At 68.8% G+C, this 14,743-nt stretch carries 13 protein-coding genes; 1 reads left to right on the top strand and 12 read right to left on the bottom strand.

The annotated features are described in order from the left end of the window. Nucleotides 1-87: 87 nt before the first annotated feature. Genes FQ137_RS07290 through FQ137_RS07275 form a run of 4 tightly spaced genes read right to left on the bottom strand, consistent with a single transcriptional unit; the run spans nt 88 to nt 4,592 of the window. Nucleotides 88-951 (bottom strand): LuxR C-terminal-related transcriptional regulator, encoded by an 864-nt coding sequence (locus tag FQ137_RS07290; RefSeq protein WP_149291802.1) that lies wholly within the window; start codon nt 949-951, stop codon nt 88-90. A 25-nt stretch (nt 952-976) separates the two neighbouring features. Further along, on the bottom strand, nt 977-1,861 hold the full coding sequence (gene mmsB, locus FQ137_RS07285) for a 3-hydroxyisobutyrate dehydrogenase (protein ID WP_149292704.1): 885 nt from the start codon (nt 1,859-1,861) through the stop codon (nt 977-979). 14 nt (nt 1,862-1,875) lie between these two features. Next, nucleotides 1,876-3,039, bottom strand: coding sequence for an acyl-CoA dehydrogenase family protein (locus tag FQ137_RS07280; protein WP_149291801.1), 1,164 nt, complete (start codon nt 3,037-3,039; stop codon nt 1,876-1,878). Between the two features lie 26 nt (nt 3,040-3,065). Continuing rightward, on the bottom strand, nt 3,066-4,592 hold the full coding sequence (locus FQ137_RS07275) for a CoA-acylating methylmalonate-semialdehyde dehydrogenase (protein WP_149291800.1): 1,527 nt from the start codon (nt 4,590-4,592) through the stop codon (nt 3,066-3,068). Between the two features lie 206 nt (nt 4,593-4,798). Here FQ137_RS07275 and FQ137_RS07270 point away from each other — a divergent pair, with 206 nt between their 5' ends. Beyond that, the gene (locus tag FQ137_RS07270; RefSeq protein WP_149291799.1) at nt 4,799-6,520 is read left to right on the top strand and encodes an AMP-binding protein; all 1,722 of its coding nucleotides are present in this window, start codon (nt 4,799-4,801) and stop codon (nt 6,518-6,520) included. Nucleotides 6,521-6,671: 151 nt separating this feature from the next. Here the strand turns inward: FQ137_RS07270 and FQ137_RS07265 are convergent, their stop codons facing one another. The 8 genes from FQ137_RS07265 to FQ137_RS07230 all read right to left on the bottom strand — a co-directional run bounded on the left by FQ137_RS07265 (nt 6,672) and on the right by FQ137_RS07230 (nt 14,736). Beyond that, a complete protein-coding gene (locus tag FQ137_RS07265) occupies nt 6,672-7,547 on the bottom strand; it encodes an SDR family NAD(P)-dependent oxidoreductase (protein ID WP_149291798.1) in 876 nt (291 codons plus the stop codon). Then, nucleotides 7,544-9,184 carry an AMP-binding protein gene (locus tag FQ137_RS07260; RefSeq protein WP_149291797.1) on the bottom strand — a complete coding sequence of 547 codons (1,641 nt, stop codon included), beginning with the start codon at nt 9,182-9,184 and terminating at the stop codon, nt 7,544-7,546. Before FQ137_RS07260 ends, FQ137_RS07265 begins: the two co-directional genes overlap by 4 nt. Before the next feature lie 58 nt (nt 9,185-9,242). Continuing rightward, nucleotides 9,243-10,517 carry a hypothetical protein gene (locus FQ137_RS07255; RefSeq protein WP_149291796.1) on the bottom strand — a complete coding sequence of 425 codons (1,275 nt, stop codon included), beginning with the start codon at nt 10,515-10,517 and terminating at the stop codon, nt 9,243-9,245. 5 nt (nt 10,518-10,522) lie between these two features. After that, the gene (locus FQ137_RS07250; protein WP_149291795.1) at nt 10,523-11,098 is read right to left on the bottom strand and encodes a nuclear transport factor 2 family protein; all 576 of its coding nucleotides are present in this window, start codon (nt 11,096-11,098) and stop codon (nt 10,523-10,525) included. Nucleotides 11,099-11,103: 5 nt separating this feature from the next. Further along, nucleotides 11,104-11,337, bottom strand: a complete 234-nt coding sequence (locus FQ137_RS07245) for a ferredoxin (RefSeq protein WP_255583783.1) — start codon at nt 11,335-11,337, stop codon at nt 11,104-11,106. Further along, nucleotides 11,337-12,635 (bottom strand): cytochrome P450, encoded by a 1,299-nt coding sequence (locus FQ137_RS07240; protein WP_149292702.1) that lies wholly within the window; start codon nt 12,633-12,635, stop codon nt 11,337-11,339. Before FQ137_RS07240 ends, FQ137_RS07245 begins: the two co-directional genes overlap by 1 nt. Nucleotides 12,636-12,727: 92 nt before the next feature. After that, on the bottom strand, nt 12,728-13,522 hold the full coding sequence (locus FQ137_RS07235) for an SDR family oxidoreductase (protein ID WP_149291794.1): 795 nt from the start codon (nt 13,520-13,522) through the stop codon (nt 12,728-12,730). Then, a complete protein-coding gene (locus tag FQ137_RS07230) occupies nt 13,522-14,736 on the bottom strand; it encodes a cytochrome P450 (protein ID WP_149291793.1) in 1,215 nt (404 codons plus the stop codon). The genes FQ137_RS07235 and FQ137_RS07230 overlap by 1 nt, the downstream gene beginning before the upstream one ends. Between the last annotated feature and the right edge of the window lie 7 nt (nt 14,737-14,743).

Here is a 14,743-nt window from a genome sequence, read left to right as displayed (position 1 = left end):
GTTTACCCGCAAAAGAGACGGGCGCCCCAGCTCCCGCCACTGGGGCGGAGCACGGGGCGCCCGTTTCGGTTTCCTACGCGGGTCGGCTCAGGGCAGGACTCCGAGGAGCCGGGCGTGAGCGACCGATTCCATCCGCGAATGGGTCCCGAGCTTGGTGCCGATATTGCGTAGGTACGCCTTGATCGTCTCGGGAGAGAGCGACAATCGCGCCCCCACCTCGGCGTTGGAGCAGCCAAGAGCAACCTGCGCCAGTACGTCGATCTCCCGAGGAGAGAGCACCGACTTGGCTGACGCCGGGAGATCGCCGACGTCGGGGGCCCGCCCGACGCCCGCCAGCTGCGAGCCTGCCGCCAGCAGTCGCTCCCTCAGTGCGGGATCGCCCATTTCGGCGGCGATGGCCCGCAGCTCGCCGTGCAGGACCCGGAGCTGCTCCCGGTCCGCCACCTCGAAGCCGACCGAGTGCTCGGCGGCGGCGAGGTCTGCCATCCGCAGCCGGCGGTCGACCTCATCCCTGATGTGGAACTCGGAAGCCAGATCCGAGGCGACCGAGCCGAAAGTCCTGGCGACATGGTCGCCGAACTGCGTAGCCACCCGCGCCGACCCGTACAGAACCGTCCGGGCGACACCTGAGACCATCACCGGCACCGAGATGATGGCCCGCAGGCCCTCCTGACCCACAGCGTCGGCGTAGTCACGCGTGATGTTCGAGCAGTCCTCGTAGTCGCGGACCGTGGCGGGGCGTCCGGAGGCCATGACGTGTCCCCCGAGCCCACGCCCCTTGGCCACAGCCAGGCCCTGCATGGAGGTTGTGCGGACACCGATGAAGCGGGTGAGCTTCGCGGTCTCCCCGTCCACCTGCCCCGCGAACACGATCGGCAGACCGGACTCCTGTCGCGCGCGGCGCAGGGCGCCGAGGACGGCGTCCGAATCACTGGGTCGAAGGATGGGCATGGTCGACTCCCGAGAGTGGCGGCGGTCAGCCCCGCGCGGAGTCGCGGATGCTGGTGATGATCGCACTGAAGTCCTTGGCGCCGTTCTCCTGTGCGAACTCGTCGTACAGGGCGGCCGCCGCCGCACCCAGTGGCGCGACCGTGCCCGTGCTCTCCAGGGCCGCCAGGGCGAGCCCGAGGTCCTTGTTCATGAGAGCCGTCGCGAAGCCGGGAGCGAAGTCGTTGTTCGCCGGCGACGTGGGCACCGGGCCGGGCACGGGACAATTGGTATGCAGCGCCCAGCTGTTTCCGGTCGCGCCGGTGACGACGTCATACAGCGCCTGGTGTTCCAGCCCCAATCGCTCGGCCAGGACGAAGGCCTCGCCGATCGCGATCTGGTGGACGGCGAGCACCATGTTGTTGCAGACCTTGGCGGCCTGGCCAGCGCCCGCCGCACCGCAGTGGATGACCTTGCCGGCCATCGGCTCGAGGACCGGCTGCGCGGCGGCGAACGCCTCGTCCTCGCCGCCGACCATGAACGCGAGTGTGCCGGCGGTCGCGCCCTTGACGCCTCCGGAGACCGGTGCGTCCACCTGCACCATCCCCGCCTCCACAGCCTTTGCGTGTACCGCGCGGGCGTCGTCGACGGAGATGGTGGACGAGTCGATGAACAGTGTGCCCGTTCCGGCCTCACCCAGGACGTCGTCATAGGTCGAATGCACCAGGGCCCCGTTGGGCAGCATCGTGATGACAACCGAGGCCCCGTGGACCGCCTCGGCCGGCGTGTCACACACGCTGACACCCGCCGCGCGCGCGGACTCCTGCGCGGCCGGCACGGGATCGAACCCGCGGACCTCGTGCCCGGCGCCGACCAGGTTGGCGGCCATGGGCCCGCCCATGTTGCCGAGACCGAGAAAAGCGACAGTAAGCACTTCGTTCGACACCTCTACGCTCCCAGTCCGCGCGCGGCGACGGCCCTGCCGACGACAACGCGCATAATCTCGTTCGTACCCTCAAGGATGCGGTGCACCCTCAGATCCCGCACGATCTTCTCGATTCCGTATTCGGATAGATACCCATAGCCGCCGAACAGCTGCAGCGCCCGGTCGGCGATGTCGAAGCACCGGTCGGTGACAAAGAGCTTGGCCATGGCGCACAGTTCGACGTGGTCCGGCTCCTTGGCGTCCAACGCCGCGGCCGCCCTCCACAACAGGAGCCGACTGGCCTCCAGCTCCGTGGCCATCTCTGCCAGAGTGAACCGGATTGTCGGCTCGTCGATGAGCGCACCGCCGAATGCCTCGCGGTCCCGCACGTGCGCCACCGCCCGCGAATACGCTTCCTGTGCCCCGCCCAGCGAGCACGCGGCGATGTTGATGCGCCCGCCGTTGAGCCCCCGCATCGCGATGGTGAAGCCCAGGCCCTCCCCGCCGGTGTCCGCTCCGCCGATGAGGTTGGCGGCCGGCACCCGGACGCCCTCCATGATCACCTGCGCCGTGGGCTGGGCGTTCCATCCCATCTTCCGTTCGTCCGGGCCGAAACTCAGCCCGTCGGAGTCCGCAGGGACCAGGAACGCCGAGATCCCCTTGGGTCCGGCGTCCCCGGTCCGGGCCATCACCAGATAGACGTCTGACTGGCCGCCCCCGGAGATGAACTGCTTGGTGCCGGTGAGCACGTAATGGTCGCCGTCGCGGACAGCCTTGGTGCGCAGCGCCGCGGCGTCCGACCCGGCGCCCGGCTCGGTGAGGCAGTAGCTCGCGAACTTGTCGAGCGAGGCCAACTCGGGGATCCACTGCTGGCGCTGCTCGTCGGTGCCGAACTCGTCGATCATCCACACGCACATGTTGTGGATCGACAGGTAGGCCGCCACCGACGGGCACCCGCGGGCGAGCTGCTCAAAGATCCGCACACCGTCCAGGCGACGCATCCCGCTGCCCCCGACGTCCTCGGAGACATAGATCGCGCCCATGCCCATCCCGGCGGCCTCGCGGAGGACGTCCTTGGGGAAGTGGTGGGTCTCGTCCCACTCCTGCGCCATGGGACCGATCCGCTTATCCGAGAAGTCGCGTGCGGCGTCGACGATGACCTTGTCGTCGTCATCAAGGGTGAACATGGGTTCCTCTCCTGGGGGCGAGCCGGTCAGTCCATCGTGGGGATGACGAACTCGGCGCCATCCTTGATGCCCGACGGCCAGCGCTGTGTGACGGTCTTGACCTTGGAGTAGAACTTGATCGACTCCGGGCCGTGCTGGTTGAGATCTCCGAATCCGGACTTCTTCCAGCCACCGAAGGTGTGGTACGCGATCGGGACCGGGATCGGCACGTTGACGCCGACCATGCCGACCTCGACGCGGGAGACGAACTCGCGGGCGGCGTCGCCGTCGCGCGTGAAGATGGCCACGCCGTTGCCGTACTCGTGGTCGTTCGGCAAGCTGAGGGCCTCCTCGAAGTCCTTGGCGTGGACAACCACGAGGACGGGGCCGAAGATCTCGTCGGTGTAGACGCTCATGTCCGGGGTGACCTTGTCCATGAGCGTCGGCCCGACGTAGTAGCCCCCGGAGATGTCCTCCCCGTTGAACTCGCCGGTGTAGGCACCCACGCCGCGACCGTCGACGAGGAGTTCCGCACCGGCCTTCTCACCCTGCTCGATGTAGTCGAGGACCCGGGCCTTGGACTCGGGGGTTACCAGCGGGCCGTAGTCGGACTGCGGATCGTGGCTGTGGCCGACCTTGAGCGCCTTGACCTTGGGCAGCAGCTTCTCGAGGAGCGCCTCGGCCGTGCCCTCGCCGACCGGGACGGCTACCGAGATGGCCATGCAGCGCTCGCCGGCGGAGCCGAAACCGGCTCCGACCAGGGCGTCCGCGACCTGGTCCATGTCGGCGTCCGGCATAATGATCGCGTGGTTCTTGGCGCCGCCGAAGCACTGGGCGCGCTTGCCCGTGCGGGCGGCGTTCTCGTAGATGTACTGCGCGATCGGGGTGGAACCGACAAAGCCGACGGCCTGGATCGTGTCGTTGTTCAGTATCGCGTCCACTGCCTCCTTGTCGCCGTGCACGACCTGGAAGATGCCGTCCGGCAGGCCCGCCTCGGTGAACAACTCGGCCAGGCGCACGGGCACGGAGGGGTCCCGCTCGGAGGGCTTGAGAACGAAGGCGTTACCGCAGGCGATGGCCGGTCCGGCCTTCCACAGCGGGATCATCGCGGGGAAGTTGAACGGGGTGATCCCGGCGACCACGCCGAGCGGCTGCCGCATGGAGTAGACGTCCACGCCCGTGCCGGCATTCTCGGTGAACTCGCCCTTGAGCAGGTGCGGGATACCGATCGCGAATTCCACTACCTCGAGGCCGCGCTGGATGTCACCCTTGGCGTCCGGGGTGGTCTTGCCGTGCTCGATCGCCAGCAGCTCGGCCAGCTCGTCCATGTTCTGGTTGACCAGATCCACGAAACGCATGAGCACGCGAGCACGCTTCTGCGGGTTCTGCGCAGCCCACGCCTTCTGCGCGGCGGCAGCCTTGGCGATGACGTCATCGACCTCGGCCGTAGTGGCCAGCGGTACGACCGCCTGTGGCTTGCCGGTGCTGGGGTTGAGCACCTCCTGGGTGCGCCCCCCGGTGGCCGCGACCCGCGCGCCGTTGATGTAGTGCTCGACCTGCCTGAGATCCGACATGGACGTCCCTTCCTCAGTGGGGCGGCGGGCACTGCGGCCCGCACACCCCTGTCCCGTGATGCTCATCACCCTATACTTGCAACTCCTAGTAATCCAGGGGCGCGCCCCGACCAGCCCGTGACCCTCCCCTTTCGGGTGTACCGCCACCTCCGAAGCGGGCCATACTGTGAGCTGACTCACCCCCAGGCTCGTCGAACGGAGCTTTCATGTCCCCGCTGCCCACCGAGGCCACCGCCCGGTTCCGCGCCTCCCGCGACTTCCTCCAAGCGCACGCGCAGGACTACGACGCCGCGCGGAACGGCTTCGCGTGGCCCGAACTCGACGAGTGGAACTGGGCGCTGAACTGGTTCGACGTGCAGGCAGAGGGGAACGACGACCCCGCATTGTGGATCGTCGAGGAGCACGACGGCGGCGGCGCCCCGACCGAGGCGAAATACTCGTTCGATGAGATGCGGATCCGCTCGGACCGCACCGCGAACTGGCTGCGCGAGCGAGGTGTCGAACCCGGCGACCGAATCCTGCTCATGCTCGCCAACCAGGTCGAACTGTGGGACGTGATGCTGGCGGCGATCAAACTCGGCGCGGTGGTCATTCCCGCCACCACCCTGCTGGCAGAGGGCGATCTGCGGGATCGCATCGCGCGCGGCGGGATCAAGCATGTCATCGCCCGCGACGAGCTCGCCGAGCGGTTCACTGACATTTCCGGGGATTACCAGCGCATCTCGGCGGGTGGCGCACCCGAGGGGTGGACCGACCTCGCGGCCGCGATGGACGCATCAGCTGACTTCGAACCCAGCCACACCACCCACGCCGACGACACCCTGCTGCTGTACTTCACCTCCGGCACCACCAGCAAGCCCAAGCTCGTCGAGCACACCCACGCCTCCTACCCTGCCGGTCACCTGTCGACCATGTACTGGATCGGCCTGCAGCCCGGTGACGTCCACCTCAACGTCTCCTCCCCCGGCTGGGCCAAGCACGCCTGGTCGAATGTCTTCACGCCGTGGATCGCCGGCTCGTGCGTGTTCATCTACAACTACTCACGCTTCGACGCGACGGCGATGATGCGCGAAATGGACCGGTGCGGCGTGACGAGCCTGTGCTGCCCGCCGACGGTCTGGCGGATGCTCATCCAGGCCGACCTCACCCAGCTTCGAGTCCCGCCCCGGCTTGCCGTGGGCGCCGGGGAACCGCTCAACCCCGAGGTCATCGGCCGGGTTCGTGACGCGTGGGGCGTGACGATCCGCGACGGCTTCGGTCAGACCGAGACCACCGTGCAGATCGCCAACACCCCGGGCCAGCCCATCAAGGACGGCTCAATGGGGCGCCCCTGCCCGGGCTTCGACGTGGCCCTGGTCGACCCGGCCACCGGGGAGGAGGTCGCCGGCGACGGTGCGGAGGGCGAGATCTGCCTGCGACTGGATCCCCGACCGCTCGGCCTGATGGTCGGATACCACGGTGACCCCGAGCGCACGGCCGCCGCCTACGAAGACGGCTTCTATCACACCGGTGATGTGGGTTCGCGGGACGCGGACGGCTACATCACCTACGTCGGCCGCACCGACGATGTGTTCAAGTCCTCCGACTACCGGATCTCGCCGTTCGAGTTGGAGTCGGTTCTCCTCGAGCATCCGGCGGTCGCCGAGGCCGCGGTCGTTCCCTCACCCGATCCGGTGCGGTTGAGCGTGCCCAAGGCGTTCGTCGTCCTCGCGGGAGGCTGGGAGCCCAACGAGGAAACGGCGCGCGAGATCTTTGAGTATTCGCGCACACACCTGGCTGGATACAAGCGGGTCCGGCGTCTGCAGTTCACCGATCTACCCAAGACGATCTCGGGCAAGATCCGACGGGTCGAACTCCGCAGAGGTGAGGTACACAACGGTCCGGCGGTGGATTTTCCCGGCGAGTTCCGCGAGGAAGCTCTGCGCTGAACACGCGGCGGCGGCTCGGCACCGCAGGCCCCCCGGTTCGGCGAGTGGTCGCAAACGTGCCCATCGAGCGAGTCCCAACTGGGACTTCGTGAACGGGATCGACCACTCGGCGACGCAGGCGGCTTCGGTGCGGCCGAGGTCACGACTCGGGTCACGTCCGGACGATGCCGTCGATCTCCTCGGGCGTCCACGGCGGATGCGAGTGGAAGTCGCGGTACGCCAGGATCTGCGCCTCCGGCGTGGGGAATTGGCCGACGAAGCCTCCCGATCCGGCGAAGACGCCGCCGGTGATCCCCTCGGAGAGGTCGGAGGCTAGATAGGTGTAGAGGGGCGCGACGTACTCTGGCCCCGCCGGATCCAGTGCTCCGGCCACGCTCAGCTCGTCGAGCATGCCCCGCCGGCCCAGGTCCCGGATCTGCTCCTCGTAGGCCTCGCCACTGGACAGACGGGTGCGCGCGCCGGGGCACACGACGTTCGCCCGGACCCCGTGTTCGGCCAGTTCCGCGGCGATCGCCATCGTCAGTGACGTCACGGCGCCCTTGCCTGCCGGGTAGCCGGTCCCGCCGTAGTCGCCCTTCCAGGCGAACGACGATGTCGTGACGATCGCACCCGATCCCGTCTCCACCAGGTGCGGCGCAAAGACCCGACAGGGGGCGAACACCGAGCCCAGGTGGGCGTCGATGAGGTCGGCGAAGTCGGCGTGGGACACCGTGAGGATCGACGACCCCGCCGGTTCGGGCACCCCGGCGCAGGTGATGAGCCCGCCTACGATCGAGTTCCCCTCCCTCGCCCGGGCGAGCAGTTCTTCGGCCACGGCGGGCTCGTGCGCCGATCCGATGACGCCGCGGATCCGGCCCGTCGACCGTGCCGCGAGATCGTCGACGTGCTCGGCCAACGCCCGTGGATCCCGGCCGTTGAGTACGACGTCGGCGCCCCGGGCCGCCAGGTCCTCGGCCACCGCGGCCCCGATCCCGCGGGAGGACCCCGTGACGACGTAGGCGCGCCCGCCCAGGTGGAGCGCGGTCACTGCCGGCGGTCGTGGTCGGGCTCGCGGTCGGCGAGGGTCCGCTTGGCCCACCCGTAGTCCGTCTTGCTGCTGGGGTGCCGCTCCACCTTGTCGACGACCCAGAACGCGACCGGGATCTTGAACCCCGCCAGGGTCGTGCGCAGCGCCTCCTCCAGGGCAGCGAAGTCGCCGGTGTGGCCGTCATCCCACTGGAGAACGGCCCCGACCCGGTGGACGAATCGCTCGTCCGGCACGCCCAGCGCCACGGCGTCCTGCACGCCCTCGGCGGCCTTGAGCGCCGACTCGACCTCCTCGGCGAATATCTTCTCGCCACCGGAGTTGATCACCTGGCTTCCCCGGCCGAGCATGATGATCGTGTCTGGGCCGTCGTACCTTCCACGGTCACCGGTGAAGACCCGCCGGGTCCCGGCGATCTCGCGGAACGTCTCGGCCGACTTGGCGGCGTCCTTGTAGTAGCCACTGGGCTGGTAGCCGGCCTTGACGATCCATCCGATCTCGGTGGAGTCGTCGGGTAGCGGTTCGTCGAAGTCGTCCACCAGCTGCAGGCCGCTGCCCCGGGGGATGCGGGGGCCGTGGTCGGCGAACAGCGATCCGTCGTCGACGTTGGCCCTGGTCACCACTCCCAACCCGCCGAAGCCGCTCTCGGAGGACCCGAACGCGTCCATGATCATGAGATCGGGGCGCAGCTCGAGGAGTTCGGCCTTGACCGACGGCGAGAACAGGGCCGCGCCGGAGCTGACCATGAACACGGTCGAGGTGTCGGTACCGGTGCCGCGCATCCGTTCGAGCATCGGCCGCACCATGGCGTCGCCGGCGAGGACGACGATCTGGATCTTCTCGCTCTCGATCTCCTCCAGCACGTCGTCCGCCCGGAAGTGCGGCAGGTAGTGGCACGTGCCCCCGGAGAACAGCGCGGTGAACGAGGGCATGAGCCCGGAAGTGTGGATGAGCGGGAGCAGCACGAGGTAGCGCGCGGGTTCCCCGCCCAGGCCGGCACGGGACTGGTGGTACTCGTCGGGGACCGGCTCCCCGGTGTAGTAGTCGCTGCCACCACCCAGGCTGCGCCACAGGTCTTCCTGGCGCCACATCACGCCCTTCGGCTTGCCGGTGGTACCGCCCGTGAAGACGAGGAAAAGGTCGTCGGCGCTGCGTTCCACCGGCGCACGGTCCGGCGAGGCGGCGGCGAGCAGCTCCCGGGCGTCGAGCGTGCCGGGAGGCAGCTCCCCCGCCTCGGACCCGTCCTCGACCACGATGCGGTGACGCAGCCGCTCCGGGTCCCCGACCGCCCCCGCCACCGCCGGGGTGAACTCGCGGTGGAAGACCAGGGCGCACGAGTCGGAGTAGTCGTACAAGTACCTCAGCTCGGATCCCGTGTAGCGGTAGTTGATGCTGATGGCCACGGCGCGGAGCTTGAGGATGCCGAAGAACAGCGCGATGCAGTCCACCCCGTTGCGCAGGTGGACCGCCACGTGATCGCCGGGCCCCACCCCCCGGGAGGCCAGCGCGTCTGCCCAACGGTTGGCCTCCGCCTCCAGGTCCGCGTAGGTGAGCCGGCGCTCGTCCTCCACCACGGCGAGCCGGTCGCTTCCGTACGCGTCGACCGCGTGCTCGAGGAGGTCTGCCAGGTTGTGTGCCACTACGGGGTCCTCCGGGGCGGGTTACTCGAATGGAGCGGGGTCTTCGGGTTGGGTCGGCTCAGACGGGCGTGATGGGGAGCGGAGTGCGGGTGGGTCCGAAGGTGAACGCCGCGCCGGTGCTGAGCCGGGTGACGGCGACCTCCTCGCTCTCCTCGACGGGCCGGCCCCCCAGTTTCAGGACCGCCGCCACGTGCGAGCCGTCCGAGGGGAGTCGCTCCACGATCCAGTGCGGGTCGACGGCCTGGGCGGCGGCGGCGAGAGGACGGAGGTCGTCCCGCGCGAGCAGGGGTAGCCAGGTGTCGTCGGCGAACCCGTCGGCCGTGGTGTCCCAGCGGACCATCACCTCGGCACCGTCCGCGGACACCCCCGACGAGAAGCCGGTGTAGGCGGTCGGACCGGCCAACGGGTGCAGGTCGAGCACGGCGGCCAACCCACGGGCGTCCGCTGCGGCCCCCAGGACGTCGCGGATCCGGCCCGCTGCGACACCGGCGATGCCGGTGGCCTGATAGGCCAGGAGCCGGTCGGCGGTCTCGGTATCCGACCGACGCCGCACCGACTGGTGGAAACCCACGGCGAGCAGGTGCATCTGCAGGTAGACCTCGCGGATGACCCGGATGAGCGCGGCGGAGGTGAACTCCGTGAAGACCAGGTCGGTCAGCAATGGCCCCGCATAGTCGTCGCGCGGCCCCTCGTCGGAGGAGTCCCGGGGCGCCGGGGGGTCGAACCGGAAATTGATGATCCGGCTGGACGCCGACTCCAAAGCTGGTTCCGGCACCGGGAACGGTTCGCCATCCGGGTCGATCCGCACCCGCCAGTGGCAGTGCGGGGTGCGCCCCGCAGGGGCGCGGGGCGGGCGGTGGATGGGTTCGACGACCGCGAGTGGGTTAGTGGCCAGCGCGGTGGCGGGGAAGGTGGGGTCCTCGATGTCGTGGCACATGGTCGTGACCAACCGGTCCCCCATCGGTTCGACGTCCATGAGGGCGCCGCAATGATCCAGCCAGAACTCACCGTTGTCGTGGTCGGTCACGGAGTACCGGAAGTCCATGAACTCCGGCGGAGCGCCCACGTCCAGTTGGAATCCCTTGAAGATCTCGGCGACCCCGTCGCCGGTGATCGACAGCGCGTCTTTCATCCGGCGGGCGTAGTGGGGACTGGCTGCCTGCCATTCCTCGATCGCCACGTCCCTCATGCCATTGACGCCGAACTCGCCGAGCAGGGCGGGCATGCCGGCCCGATCGATGAGCTGGCCGATGAGCAGCAGGTCGGGCAGGAGCCGGGCGAGCGTGGCGTGGTCCAGCGCCTCGAGGGGATCGGGCGGCGAGGACGGGCGCACGGGACTCAGACCTCGTCTGGGGAGGAGACCGGCCACAGCGGGGCCGGGCTCTCCTCGATGCGGTACCAGCCCGCCGGCTTGTCCCCGGCCGCCTCGAACCGCTGCTTCATGGAATCGCTGAGTGCGTCGGCCTCGTGCATGCGCATGAACAGGTCGACGACGTTGCCGAAGTCGAAGAAGTCGCGGTGCCACGCCCACTGCTGGTTCCCGTTGTAGAGGAACCACGACCCGCCCAACCCGTGGACCTCGTACGGCTCGCCCGTCTTCGGGTCCACCGTGTCGCGCGCGATCTGCTTCCACAGGCACAACACGTCCCCGGTCTCCGAGTCGATGATCGTGCGGATGTACGGGTATTCCCAGCCTTCGAGTCCGGCCATTTCCTGCCCGAGCGCGATGTCGCGGATCTCGTCCCGGCCGACCGCCATGAAGTCGTCCTTGGTGCCGTAGTTCCACCCATAGGTGGCGTCCTCGGCGTAGAAGTCGGCCAGCGGCGTCCAGTCCTTGTTCCGCTCGCACTCCGCGTTGGCCTCGAGCCAGCGCTGCACGAACTGGGCGATTTCGGCACGGTCGTATCGGGTCACGATTCTCACTCCTGGGGCTCTGGGTAGTCGACCAGGCGCAGTGCCTGTGTCGGGCAGTACTTGACGGCGGCCTTGACGGCCTCGAGTTGACTGTCGGGGATTCGGCCCCGTTTGGCCCGCACCTTCGCCTCGGGCCCCTTGGGCACGGTGAACCACTCGGGCGCCTCGGCTTGACACTCCGCGTGGGCCTGGCACAGGTCGAAGTCGACCTCGACCTGCATCGGCGACTCCCCGCCCATCAGCGCTGCCTCCTTCGGTAGCGGACGGTGCACGGCTGGGCCAGCTGGACGACCATCTTCGAGTGGTCGTTGTGGTAACTCCCCGCCGGCTGGGCGAGCTCGAACTCGAATTCCCGCAACAGGACGGAGAAGATGGCCTTGATCTGCAGCTGGGCGAACGCCGCCCCCACGCAGCGGTGCCGACCGGCACCGAAGGGGATCCAGGTCCAGCGGTTGACGATGTCCTCCTGCCGCGGTTCCGCGTAGCGGTCCGGGTCGAACGCATCCGCATCGGGGAAGTCCTCCGGCAGCCGGTTCGACACCGCCGGCGAGGCAGCGACGGTCTGGCCGGCGTGGACGACGAAGTCCCCGATCCGCACATCCTCCTGGGCGACGCGCATGAGGATGATGAGCGGCGGATGCAGCCGCAGCGTCTCCTTGAGGGCGTTTTCCACCTTGGGCATCTGCCGCAGTGCGCCGAAGCTGTACTCGGCTCCGTCCGCGTAGACCTCGTCGAGTTCCGCCACGACCTGCGAGAGGTACTCGGGATGCTTGAGCAGCTCGATCAGCATCCAGGCGCTCGTCCCCGAGGTCGTGTGGTGCCCGGCGAACATCATCGAGATGAAGATGCCGGTGACCTCGTCCGGGGTGAACCGGTGCGTGCCGTCGTCGTCCTTCACCGAGACCAGCACGTCGAGTAGGTCCCGGTCCTCCTTGTCCGTGGGCGGGTTGGCGACGCGATCGTCCATGATTGCCGAGACGAGCTCGACCAGCCCGGCGCGAGCCGCGTCGCGCTTGCGGAACGCAGGGATGTCGGCGTAGGCGTCGATGTAGGCGTGGGGGTCGGTCCCCTGCTCCAGGTCGTGGTACAGGTGCGCGAACCGGGAATCGAGCTGCTCGCGAAACTTGGGACCGATGAGGCACGCCGACGAGGTGTAGATCGTGAGCTCGGAGAACCACTCGAGCAGGTCGATTTCGCCCTCGTCGCCCCACTCGGCCACCATGCGCTGGACCTCGTGCGGGATGGTGACGGCGTGTTGGCGCATGTGGTCACCGCGCAGGGCGGTGTTGTGCAGCATCTCCGAGCGGCGCTCGGGGCTGGCGTCGAAGACCACGCCCTCACCGAACACCGGGGTCATGAACGGGTAGGCGGCCGCCTGGTCCAGCGCCTCGTCGGGCGCCCGGAAGAACGCCTCGTTCGCGGCCGCGCCGGAGGCCAGACAGATGTCGCGGTCGGCGATCCGGAACACACCCAGGTCGCCGCATTCCTCCCGGACCCGCCAGAACAGGCTGATCGGGTCGGTACGCAGCTCGTCCATGTGGCCGAGCTCGCCCTCGCCGCCGGACACGCGCTGCGGCTCGGCCAGTCCCGAGAAGTCGGTGGACTCGCCAGTGGAACTGTCGATGCTGCTCACGAGTAGTCCTCCTCGATGGGGGCCTCCGGCTGGATCTCCAGCTCGGTGATCTGGGCGCCGCGGGGCATAGACACCATGGCGGTGACCCCCCTGGCGAGGTCGGCGGGTTTGCACATCCGGGGATGACGACCGAATCCGTGCCTGACCCATTCGTTGATGATGGCCTCGGCGGTGTCCTGGTCGAAGTCCGTGCCCATCTCGGTCATCACCGGACCGGGCCGGACCACGCCGAGCCGGACCCCTGTGCCCTCGAGCTCCCGGCGGGCCTGTGTGGCCATGGTCTCGAGTCCGGCCTTGGCCGCCACGTACGCGCCGGAGCGCGGCCGGGCCGTGTAGGACACGTCGGAGCCGATGAGCACCACGTCCCCGCGGCGGCGGTCGATCATCCCGGGCAAGACCGCGTGCAGCAGGCGGTGAACGGCGAGCAGGTGGATGTCGAGCTGGGCGGCGAAGTCGTCCGGGTCCATCTCCCAGACCCGCGCCATCTTCAGGCTCCCCGCACTGGAGACCAGCACCTCCGCGGGGCCGTACGCATCCGCGGCCGCGGAGACGAACGCTGCGACGGAGTCGGCGTTGGTGACGTCGACTGCCCGGGCCGTGGCCTCGCCACCGGCGTCGCGGATGGTGCGCACCAGGTCGTCGAGCCGATCCTCGCGGCGTGCGCCCACCACGACCGGGTGACCGAGTGCCGCGAGCGACTCGGCACTCGCCCGGCCGATGCCCGAGGAGGCCCCGGTGACCAGGGCGGGACGCTCGGAAGCGTCCGGGTGGGAAGGGAACCGTAGGCTCATCAGCGCGCCACCTCGACTCGCATGGGCAGATGGGCGAAGCCGCGGACGTTGGAGGAGTGGACACGCTCCGCGCCGGGCACCAGTTCGTAGCCGGTGATCGTGCGGGCGATCATGTCGAGCGCGATGCGGCCCTCGAGCCGGGCGAGATGCGCCCCCAGGCAAAAGTGGGGCCCCTGGCCGAAGCTCAGGCTCGCCGTGGTATCCCGCCCCAGGTCAAACGTGTCACCGTGGCCGAAGACCTCCTCGTCGCGATTGGCGGACCCGATGAGCAGCAGAACCTTCTGATCGGCGGGGATGGTGACGCCCCGGGTCGTCACCTCCTGCGTGGTGGTGCGCAGGAGCATCTGGCTCGAGGTGTCGAAGCGCAGGGTTTCCTCCACCCACGCCGGTACCAGGGCGGGATCGTCGAGCACGGCCTGCGACTGCTCGGGATTCTCGTGGCCCCAGTACAGCGCGTTGGCCAGCAACTTGGTCGTCGTCTCGTTACCCGCCACCACCATGAGGAAGAGGAACGACAGGATCTCGTCCTCGTCGAGCTTCTCGCCGTCGATCTCGGCGTCGAGCAGCGCGGAGGTGAGATCCTCGGTCCGTGCCCGCCGGCGGTCGGCGACCATGCCCTGGTAGTAGGTGATGAGGTCGAGCGCGGCCACCATGGAATCATGTGGGACGTCCTGCACGCCCTCCTCGCGGTGCATGACGAGGTCGGCCAACCGGCGCAGCTCTTCCCGGTCCGAGTCCGGCACCCCCATGAGGTCGGAGATGACGTCCATCGGCAACTTGCCTGCGTAGTCGTCGACGAAGTCGATGGTCTCCCCGTCCCGGGACCGTGCCAGGCACTCGTCCCAGTACTGTCGCGAGATCCTCGCGATCCCCTCGGACAGGGCATCTACGCGCCTGGAGGTGAACCCCTTGCTCACCAGCCTCCGCAGGCGGGCGTGGCGGGGATCGTCCATCGCGAGGAAGGACATCGTCTTGTAGGCGTGCGGCCCGTACGCGGCGGGGTCCAGCGAGACCCCCATGGCGTTGGAGAACACGTCTGGTGCGCGGAACGCCTCGCGGACGTCCGCGTGCCTGCTCAGCGCCCAGAAGTCGAGGTCCGGGTTGTGGTAGACCGGCGCCTCCGCGCGGAGACGGGCGTAGAGCGGGTAGGGATCCTCGTGTACCGCGTAGTCGTAAGGGCTGAACACGAGCGGACCGGGCGTCGCAGTGGTCATGGTGCGT

The sequence above is a fragment of the Dietzia sp. ANT_WB102 genome (assembly GCF_008369165.1).
Taxonomy (GTDB): Bacteria; Actinomycetota; Actinomycetes; order Mycobacteriales; family Mycobacteriaceae; genus Dietzia.
Note: the sequence above shows the minus strand (reverse complement) of the source record. Positions and strands in the feature narration are given on the sequence as shown.

What these genes read in the sequence shown, in the direction of transcription:
- FQ137_RS07275 (WP_149291800.1), bottom strand. Translation starts at nt 4,592, where the DNA reads ATGTCGGATCTCAGGCAGGTCGAGCACTACATCAACGGCGCGCGGGTC.
- FQ137_RS07280 (WP_149291801.1), bottom strand. Translation starts at nt 3,039, where the DNA reads ATGTTCACCCTTGATGACGACGACAAGGTCATCGTCGACGCCGCACGC.
- FQ137_RS07290 (WP_149291802.1), bottom strand. Translation starts at nt 951, where the DNA reads ATGCCCATCCTTCGACCCAGTGATTCGGACGCCGTCCTCGGCGCCCTG.
- FQ137_RS07240 (WP_149292702.1), bottom strand. Translation starts at nt 12,635, where the DNA reads ATGGACGAGCTGCGTACCGACCCGATCAGCCTGTTCTGGCGGGTCCGG.
- FQ137_RS07230 (WP_149291793.1), bottom strand. Translation starts at nt 14,736, where the DNA reads ATGACCACTGCGACGCCCGGTCCGCTCGTGTTCAGCCCTTACGACTAC.
- FQ137_RS07270 (WP_149291799.1), top strand. Translation starts at nt 4,799, where the DNA reads ATGTCCCCGCTGCCCACCGAGGCCACCGCCCGGTTCCGCGCCTCCCGC.
- FQ137_RS07245 (WP_255583783.1), bottom strand. Translation starts at nt 11,337, where the DNA reads ATGGGCGGGGAGTCGCCGATGCAGGTCGAGGTCGACTTCGACCTGTGC.
- FQ137_RS07235 (WP_149291794.1), bottom strand. Translation starts at nt 13,522, where the DNA reads ATGAGCCTACGGTTCCCTTCCCACCCGGACGCTTCCGAGCGTCCCGCC.